This window comes from Miniimonas arenae (genome assembly GCF_006351005.1).
GTDB lineage: Bacteria > Actinomycetota > Actinomycetes > Actinomycetales > Beutenbergiaceae > Miniimonas > Miniimonas arenae.
In genome coordinates, this window is record NZ_VENP01000109.1 from 1 (window position 1) to 2,206 (window position 2,206).

The following is a 2,206-nucleotide window of genomic DNA, read 5'->3' on the forward strand; positions in this document are numbered from 1 at the left end:
GAGGTCCCGGACCTGCCCGACGAGGACCGTCAGGACCCCACGTTCCTGCGGTCCGACGGCGCGGATGCCGGACGGGACGGCTGCCGGGTCCCCCTCCCCTGGACGCGCTCGAGCGCGTCGTTCGGTTTCGGCGCGGGCGGGGCGCACCTGCCCCAGCCCGCCTGGTTCGGTGAGTACAGCGTCGGGGCCCAGCGGGCGGACCCCTCCTCCACGCTGCACCTGTACCGGCGGGCGCTTCGCCTGCGGCGCGAGCTGCGTGTCGACCACGAGCCGGCGTCGGTCCGCTGGCACCCGGCGCCCCCAGGGGTCCTGCGCCTCGAGCGCGGCGGCGGCTGGCACTGCCTCACCACCTTCTCGGCGCCCGCGCCCGCGCCCCGTGGCACGGTCGTGCTCGCCAGCGCGCCCCTGGCCGACGACGGCACGGTGCCGCCGGGGGTCACCGTCTGGTTCCGTCAGGGTTGAGCCGTCAGTCCTGCTCGCGGAAGGCGCGCGCCCGGGCGTAGGCGTGCAGGCGCTCGATCGTCTCGATCTGGCGGTCGGTCCGCTCGACGAGCGCGACGAACCGGTCGGGGTCGAGGCCGAGCTCCTCGGCGTGGTCCGCGATCGTCTGCCAACCGGCCTGCTTGCCCACCAGCGCCGACCGCATGAGCTCGGCCTCGAGCAGCACCGTGAGCGGCGAGCGTTCGACGACGCGGCCGTTCAGCTTGAGTCGGCCGATCCGCTCCGCGACCCCCGACAGCAGCTGCCGGTGGCGACGTCGGGGCAGGTGCAGGTAGTCCAGGAGGACGCGGTACAGGTCGCGCTCGCCCCGGACCTGCTCCGCGAGCTCGGCGAGCTCCCCGTGCAGCGGAAGGTCCTGGTAGGCCTCGGCCATCCGCTCGATGCGGCCCAGGCCCGCGGTGGCGCCCGTGAGGTGGTCGCTGAGGTAGAGGCCGAGCAGCTCGCTGTCCAGAGTCGGCGGGACCGAGACGTGCCGGGCACGGCGCGGCAGCGCCTCCTCCCCCAACGCCGGCGTGGACGCGGGGTGCAGCGGGCCGGACGGGACGCCCTGGCCCTGGCCCATCCCCTGGAGCAGCTCCTCGAGCGCCTCCGCGGCCGTGCGCCGCGGCGTCCAGCCGAGCTCCTCGGTAGCCCGCGTCGTGTCGAGCAGCGGCGCACCCATCGCCATGTCCAGCCACCCGGGGTCGGCCACGACCAGGTGCGTGTCGTACGCGAGGGCGAGCGCGGCGCGCACGACGCCCGGCGGGACCTCGACGAGCCGGTCGTTGCCCACGATGCGCGCGAGGTCCTGCGCGCGCAGCACGTCCGGTGCCGCGACGTTGACCGCGCCACGGGGGCGGCGCAGCAGCGCGAGCCGGTAGGCGTCGGCGAGGTCGTCGGAGTGGACCGCCTGCAGCCGCAGGCCCGCGGGCACCGTCAGCGCCGGCAGCCGGCCGTGGCGCAGCAGCCGGACCGGGATCAGCGGGCCGAGGAACAGGCGGGGGATCTCCGCGCCGGCGTCGGCCTGGAACACGAGCGAGGGCCGCACGCGGGTGACGATCACGTCGGGCCGGTCGCGCTCGAGCTCGTCGAGCACGGCCTCCTGCGCCGCCTTGTCGACGCTGTAGTGCGAGGTGGAGATGCCGTCGGTGGGCCAGGACTCGTCGCGGGGCTCGTCGTCGTCCACCGGGGCGTAGGCGCCCACCGACGAGGCGACGACGAGGTGCGGCACCCCGGCCTCGGCCACGGCGCGCGCCACCCGGCGCGTGCCCTCGACGTTCGCGGTCCGCAACAGCTCGCGGTCGCGGTTGGGCTGGATCAGCCAGGCCAGGTGGACGACGGCGTCGGCGCCACGGAACAGCGCCGTGAGCTCCTCGACGACGGCGTCCTCCTCGCCCGTGAGGTCCAGCGCCGCCCACTCCGCGGCGCGGTACGGCTCGGCCGTGCGATCCGGCAGCCGCCGGGCGATGCCGAGCACCGAGCCGATCGCTGGTTCGGCGCTCAGGGCGCGCAGGAGCGCCGTGCCCGCATTGCCGGACAGGCCGGTCACGACGACGCGCAGGCCGTCGTCACCGTCTCGGACGTTCTGGACTGGGGATGCCGCGCTGGGTGCCATGGTCGATCCTCTCGCGGTGGTGCTCGGGTGCGTAAGCCCGCCCGGGGGAGAGCCGTGTGACGACGTGCGGAGCTCCGAGCACGAGAACGGGGACGCGCCGGGTGGCGCCAC

Annotated in this window: 1 protein-coding gene and 1 pseudogene; one reads left to right on the forward strand and one right to left on the reverse strand. The window is 75.7% G+C overall.

What is annotated here, in order from left to right:
- Window positions 1–462 (forward strand): annotated as a pseudogene (locus tag FH969_RS15360) (alpha-amylase); the annotation flags it as partial.
- Window positions 463–466: 4 nt separating this feature from the next.
- On the opposite strand, the gene FH969_RS14770 reads toward FH969_RS15360, so the two are convergent.
- Window positions 467–2,095, reverse strand: coding sequence for an NAD-dependent epimerase/dehydratase family protein (locus tag FH969_RS14770; protein WP_246072002.1), 1,629 nt, complete (start codon window positions 2,093–2,095; stop codon window positions 467–469).
- Between the last annotated feature and the right edge of the window lie 111 nt (window positions 2,096–2,206).

What these genes read in the sequence shown, in the direction of transcription:
- FH969_RS14770 (WP_246072002.1), bottom strand. Translation starts at nt 2,095, where the DNA reads ATGGCACCCAGCGCGGCATCCCCAGTCCAGAACGTCCGAGACGGTGAC.